Annotated in this window: 5 protein-coding genes; 2 read left to right on the top strand and 3 right to left on the bottom strand. The window is 62.7% G+C overall.

Annotated elements, in window-relative coordinates:
* Nucleotides 1-188: 188 nt before the first annotated feature.
* Nucleotides 189-824, top strand: coding sequence for a pyridoxamine 5'-phosphate oxidase (gene pdxH, locus ACFCU0_RS15470; RefSeq protein ID WP_434974584.1), 636 nt, complete (start codon nt 189-191; stop codon nt 822-824).
* 353 nt (nt 825-1,177) lie between these two features.
* Here pdxH and ACFCU0_RS15475 read toward each other — a convergent pair whose 3' ends face one another.
* The 3 genes from ACFCU0_RS15475 to ACFCU0_RS15485 all read right to left on the bottom strand — a co-directional run bounded on the left by ACFCU0_RS15475 (nt 1,178) and on the right by ACFCU0_RS15485 (nt 5,413).
* Nucleotides 1,178-1,711: a hypothetical protein gene (locus ACFCU0_RS15475; protein ID WP_434974585.1), complete on the bottom strand. Its 534-nt coding sequence runs from the start codon at nt 1,709-1,711 to the stop codon at nt 1,178-1,180.
* A 174-nt stretch (nt 1,712-1,885) separates the two neighbouring features.
* Nucleotides 1,886-3,739: an SLC13 family permease gene (locus ACFCU0_RS15480; protein ID WP_434974586.1), complete on the bottom strand. Its 1,854-nt coding sequence runs from the start codon at nt 3,737-3,739 to the stop codon at nt 1,886-1,888.
* Between the two features lie 336 nt (nt 3,740-4,075).
* The gene (locus ACFCU0_RS15485; RefSeq protein ID WP_434974587.1) at nt 4,076-5,413 is read right to left on the bottom strand and encodes an MATE family efflux transporter; all 1,338 of its coding nucleotides are present in this window, start codon (nt 5,411-5,413) and stop codon (nt 4,076-4,078) included.
* A 211-nt stretch (nt 5,414-5,624) separates the two neighbouring features.
* Here ACFCU0_RS15485 and ACFCU0_RS15490 point away from each other — a divergent pair, with 211 nt between their 5' ends.
* The gene (locus ACFCU0_RS15490) at nt 5,625-6,329 is read left to right on the top strand and encodes a response regulator transcription factor (protein WP_434974588.1); all 705 of its coding nucleotides are present in this window, start codon (nt 5,625-5,627) and stop codon (nt 6,327-6,329) included.
* Nucleotides 6,330-6,341: the final 12 nt, after the last annotated feature.

A 6,341-nucleotide genomic window follows, 5' to 3' on the forward strand; every position in this document is an offset into this window, starting at 1 on the left:
CCCGGTGAACGGCCGGGGCCTTCGTATGGAGATCTGGTGGTAGGGGACGCGGACGGGACCGGACCGTTAGGGGGTGCCTTCGCTCGGACATACGTGCGATCCTTGCAACGACCGGGGTGCCACGAAACGGTCGCATCGCGTGGGTCGTTGTCCCGGTCCACCCTTTTTGTGACACCAACGACGCACGCATGAGCATAGCGGACCTGCGACAGGAATACGCCAAGCACGAGCTCGATCACGACCATGTACGGGCCAATCCCGTCGAGCAATTCGAAACGTGGTTCGACGAAGCGCTGGAGGCAGAAGTCGAGGAGCCGAACGCGATGACGCTTGCCACGACCGATGAGGTGGGTCGGCCGGCGGCGCGGATTGTCCTGCTGAAAGGCGTGGACGAACGGGGGTTCGTGTTCTACAGCAATTACGAAAGCCAGAAAGGTCGCCAGATCAGCGCGAATCCGCATGCAGCGCTCGTCTTCTGGTGGGAACCGCTGGAGCGCCAGGTTCGGATCGAGGGTGAAGTCGAGAAGCTACCGGAGGAGGAGTCCACAGAGTACTTTCACAGCCGCCCGCACGGCAGCCAACTCGGGGCGTGGGCGTCGCCCCAGAGCCGCGTCATCGACAGCCGGGAAGTCCTTGAGAAGCGTCTTGAGCTGGTGTCGGGGGAGTACAGTGAGGGAGACGTCCCGCGACCTCCGCACTGGGGCGGCTACGTCGTTAAGCCGCGAACGGTCGAGTTCTGGCAGGGCCGCCCCAATCGCCTGCACGATCGTCTTCGCTATCGTCGGGACGACGACGGATGGACCCTCGAACGCCTTGCGCCCTGAGCGACCGACAGCGGAGGGAGTGAGGAAGTGCTCTTGGGGTGCGCCCTGAGCGACCGACAGCGGAGGGAGTGCGAGCCGGTTCTCGCCCATCCCACGACCCGGCTACGCCGTCGTGCGGCATATCATGTCGAGGTCCGTCCGGCGTGAACCATGGGCGGAGGATCGGTGCAAAATCGGAAAATCCGGAGCGCCCCTGTAATAATTTTCCCTACATCCACGTTGTGTGAGTGTGGGAAGGAGGGCTCGACGGGAGCATACCGTCAGGCATCCGCCTTCGAATGGTTACCGTGGGGTCCTCTGGTGAAACCGATGAGTATCGCGCCGTCTGTCTGTGGGAGACAGGCGGCGCTTTTTTATCGGCGCGCATCGGATGCCGGTGTCATATCGACGTCGCCGGTATCGGTCGATCGATCCGGCACGGAGAAGCGGTAGCGGCGATCGGTGAGTTCTCGAACGTCTGTTTTCGTTACGGCTCTCCAGTATGGAGAGCTCAGACGCCCGCTCTCGGACCGGCGAAAGGTGACGCGCAGGAACAGTTCCTTTGATCCGCGGCCGCCCGGGTGCGAAAAGGCGCCCCAGTGGATGATCCAGTAGACGCGGGCCGGGTCGATCCGGAAGGTACGCCCGATGCGGTCGGCCAGGTAGCGGACGTCGTCCATCGTGGACGGTCCCCGGTTTTCGGCGAGTTCGCGGACGACGACCGTCCGGTCTCGGCGCTCGTCGTCGGGCGGCGCCGGGTAGACCTGGACCTGTGCACGCGCCTCGAGGGCGTATCCGCGCCAGGTGAATACGGTGTCCGCGAGCGGCTGACCACAGGCGGTCCCGGTGAGTAATACGGGTACGAGCCAGCAAAGGAGCAGGGAGCAAACAGCGAAGCGAACAGGCATGATCTCGGGGCGCGTGTCAGGTAGGTCTCTCCCTGTAAGACCCCGACGTACCAGAATATATAACGTCCTCTGCTGGATTCGGAGTGGGCTCCGGGGTCGGTAGCGAGAGCTATAGAAGGGTCGATCCCGTCGGGTCGCACCGCCCAAATTTTTTTTTGCCCTGACCGATTCAGGTCAGACGCCGTAGATCAACGCGATCCCGAGGCATGTGACGACGGCGAGAAGGATCTGAAGGGGGCCGCCGACACGGAGGAAGTCGGTGAAACGGTAGCCGCCCGGGCCGTAAACCATCAGGTTCGTCTGGTAGCCGACGGGCGTCAGGAGGGCACAGCTTGCTGCGAAGGTGACCGACAGGATAAACGAGTACGGGTTTGCGCCGGCCAGCTGTGCGGCTTCGACGGCGACCGGTATCATGAGGATGACGCTCGCGTTATTGCTGATGACCTGAGTGATGAGCGAGGTGAAGATGTAGAAGACGAACAGGAGCGTGAGCCCGGATAGCGACCCGCTTGCATCGGCCAGCCTGAACGCGAGGTACTCGGCAAGGCCGGACCGTTCCATTGCCATGCCGAGGGGGATGACCCCGGCGAGCAGGAAGATCACGCTCCAGTCGACAGATTTGTAGATCTCGTTGGCCTGTACGCAGCCGCTGACGATCATAAAGAAGACACCTGCCAGGGCCGAGACCAGGATCGACGTAATGCCGAGTCCGGCCACGCCGATGACTGCGGCGACGATGCCCAGCGCGATACCCGTTTTTTCGCGACGGAAGGAAGGATCTTCGCTCTCCTGAATGAGCACGAAGGTTCGGTTTCCTTCGAACCGCTTCATCGCGCGTGGAGATGCCTGGAGCAGGAGGGTGTCGCCTCCCTGAAGCGGGATCTCGTCGATGCGGTCGGTGAAGTTCATTCCCCGCCGGCGTACGGCCAGAACGAGGGCGTCGTAACGCTGCGTGAAGAGCGACGAGCGGATGGTTTTCCCAAGCATCGGGTTTTCTGAGAGGAGAACGACCTCCACCAGCTGCTCGCCCTTGTCCTCGATGTCGAAGTCTTCCTCCGTGATGCGGGCCTTCGCCGCCGGCAGGAGCCCGGCTGTATCCATGAGGTAGAATAGGGTGTCGCGTCGCGTCCGGAGAATCAAAAGGTCCCCCGCACGAAACTGCTTGTTCATGATCGGAGCGGGAAAGACCTCGTCGTCTCGGATGATCTGGACGATGTCGACGTCCTCCTGCATGTCGTTCAGGACCGTTTCTACGGTGCGTCCGACGAGCGGAGAGTCATCGCGAATCACGACCTCGGACAGGTATCCCGCCATCTCGAACTCGTCGGTCAGATCTTCCTCCGGCTTGATGCGCTCCGGGATGAGGTGCCGGCCGACGAAGATGAGATACAGCGATCCCGCGAGCAGAACGATAGCGCCGAGCCCAGTGAACTCGAACATGCCGAACGGCTTTCCGATGAGTCGCTCGGACACGTCCGATGCCAGGATGTTGGTCGATGTCCCGATCAGGGTCAGCGTCCCGCCCATCATGGCCGCGAACGAGACCGGCATTAAGAGCTTGGACGGCGACGTGCGCGTTTTCTTCGCGATGCCGGAGACCATGGGTATCATCATCGCGACGACCGGGGTGTTGTTGATGATACCGGCCGTGGAGCCGGACATCCCGACGATCATAGCGAAGCGTTTGAGCGGATTCTCGGCGGTGTAGGTGGCGATGCGATTGCCGAGTCGCTGCAGCAAGCCTGTTTGCCGGACGCCCTCGCTGAGGATGAACATGGCGAGGACGGTGATGGTCGCCGTGCTTGCAAATCCCGATACCCCATCGGTGGGCGCCACCTTCGTCCACGGTTCCAGCACGATCACGAGCACCATAAGCCCGATCGCCGTGACGTCCATCGGCAGCCATTCCGAGACGAACAGCACGAGTGCAACCCCTACGATCCCAAGCACGACGAACATATCCATCGTGAGGGTCGGAGGGGCCGCCTGGGCGATCAGGGGGAAGAGGGTCAGAGGAAGCGAGGGCATGCAGGTGAAAGTGGAGCAGAGCAAGCGACATCAGAGACCCGGTAACATACGACCCGTGTCATGGAAGCGACAGCCGCCAGACGGAAAATGATGAAACGTACGGGCGTTGGTTTGTTGAGGCGTTGGATTGTTGAGGCGTTGAGGCGTTGGGGCGTTGGGTAGGATTTCGGATTTGGGATTGAGCACCAGTTTCAAGATACAAGGATTGGGAATTATGGGTTCGGGATGTGGAATTTTGAAAAGCTGTTTGGCGGGTGGGTCAGTCGCAGCGCTGAGCGCTGAACGCTGAACGCAATACCGGACCTGAAAACGTCAAGGGACATGTTGAACGGTGAGCTAGTCCGTTCTTAGCAGTGTGCCTCGGGCGTATGGAATGGCAAGTGTGACAAGGCGGACGGCCATCAGCGTGGTGATGCCCCACCAGACGCCGGGGAGGCCCCAGCCCAAAGGGCGAGCGAGAAGCAGGACGACCGCGGCGGCGCCCGCCGAGAGCAGCATCGCCTTCGCCAGGTAGCCGAAGGCCTCCGCGCCCATGTACAACCCGTCCCAGACGAACACGACGCCGTTCAACGGCTGAAGAAGCGCGACGAACGGGAAGATCGCCAGGACAGCCGCAACGGTCGCCGGGTCATCGGTGAAGAAGTCGGGCAGGACAGGTTGAAGCGCGTAAAATGCGAGACCGAGGGCGACGCCGACGCCGGCCCCCCACTGTAGCAGGCGATTAGCGACGGAGCGTGCGGCGTCTTCATCGCCTGCGCCGAGATGCTTCGAGACCAGTGCCTGCCCCGATACCGCCAGGGCATCCACCAGGAGCGCGAGAAAGAGCCACAACTGGGCGGCAACCTGGTGCGCGGCCACAGCCGTCGTGCCGATCCGGGTCGCTATCGCCGTGGCCAACGTCATCGTGCCGACGAGAGCGGAGGTGCGGATGAACATGTCGCGACCGATGGTCAGGAAGGCGCCCAGCGAGCGGAGGCGGGGGACGAGCGGCCGGATGCCCAGGGCCTCCCGTCGCCGATGGAGGAGAAGCACGAGAAACGTTACGGCGCCGGTCCACTGGGCCACGACCGTGGCGGTTGCCGCGCCCGCCAGGCCCCAGTCGAGCCCGAAGATCAAGATGGGGTCGAGCGCAGCGTTCAGAATGTTAAACCAGATCGTGACCTTCATCGGGGTTCTCGTGTCCTGGTAGCCCCGGAAGGCGCCGTGACTGGCGGTGATGAGCAAGACGGCGGGGCCTGCGCACGCTCGGATGCGAAGGTAGGTGAGTGCGGGCTCCATGAGTTCGTCCCCGGCCCCCATCACGCGGAGGATGGGCCGGGCGAATCCCTGGAGCAGGGCGAGGGCAACGGCGCCGGCCAACACAGCAAGCAGGAGCGCGCGCATGACGACGCGCGACGCCTCCTCCCGGTCACCATGGCCAACGGCTCGTCCCACGCGCGGCGTTGTGCCGTACGCCAGGAAGTTGAAGATGACGAACGTCATCGAGAAGACGGACGCGTTGATCCCAAGCGCCGCAAGCGGCACGGGGCCCAGCTGGCCAACGAACGCCGTATCCACGAGCGAGACGAGCGGGTCGGCGGCGAGACCGGCCAGCGCGGGAACAGCAAGATCCAGGATCGGGCGATCGTGGGGACTGGCAACGGCCGCTTTCACCCGGCGAATCAGGGATGACACGGGAGGGGGCGGGACGAATGGGGAGGCGGTGCTTCATCAGAAACGCGTCATGCACGGGACGTTCCGGCGCGGCGTGTCCGGCTAAGGCGCGAAGAAGAATGCGCATTCTCCACGTCCCGGGATCGATAATAAACATTCGATAACAACGCACTGCTCGCTCTACGGGTAGAATGGTCACGCCCACTTACCGCGAACCCTCCCCCTTACGCCCGTGGAAGAATCGCGCTCCGATGCCCTGACGATCCTCGTCGTGGACGATGAGGAAGACCTGCTCGATCTGCTGGAATACAACCTGGAGCAGGAGGGCTACAATACGATTCTGGCGCGGGATGGCGTCGAAGCCCTCGATGTCGCCCGCGAGGAGGCGCCGGACCTGATCATCCTCGACATCATGATGCCGCGGATGGACGGAATCGAGGCGTGCCGTCGTCTCCGGAAGGATGCGCACCTTCGCACCATCCCGATTATGATGCTGACCGCCCGCAGCGAGGAAGAAGACCAGGTGGCCGGCCTGGATGTGGGGGCGGACATCTACCTCAGCAAGCCGGTCAGCGTCTCGGTCATCTTGAGCCAGACGAAGGCCCTGCTCCGCTCCGCCCGCCGCTACGAGGTCGCCCCCGATAAGCTGTCCGTGCATAACCTGACGGTAGACCGCGACCGCTACCTTGTCTACCAGGGCGAAAATGACGAGGAGGAAGAGATGCGGCTTCCGAGAAAAGAATTCGAGCTGCTTTACTTCCTCGCGTCACATCCCGGGAAAGTGTTTTCCCGGCAGGAGATCCTGGATGAAGTGTGGGGCCCGGACGTCTACGTGGTCGACCGGACCGTGGATGTGCATGTGCGAAAGATCCGCGAGAAGATCGGAAGCAAGTACATCGAAACCGTCAAGGGCGTCGGGTACAAGTTCAAAGAGTAGCCGGTCCCGGCC

The sequence above is a fragment of the Longibacter sp. genome (assembly GCF_051155795.1).
Lineage (GTDB): Bacteria > Bacteroidota > Rhodothermia > Rhodothermales > Salinibacteraceae > Longibacter.

Excerpts from the sequence above, each read along its gene's own strand:
- pdxH (WP_434974584.1), top strand. The coding sequence starts at position 189 with ATGAGCATAGCGGACCTGCGACAGGAATACGCCAAGCACGAGCTCGAT.
- ACFCU0_RS15475 (WP_434974585.1), bottom strand. The coding sequence starts at position 1,711 with ATGCCTGTTCGCTTCGCTGTTTGCTCCCTGCTCCTTTGCTGGCTCGTA.
- ACFCU0_RS15480 (WP_434974586.1), bottom strand. The coding sequence starts at position 3,739 with ATGCCCTCGCTTCCTCTGACCCTCTTCCCCCTGATCGCCCAGGCGGCC.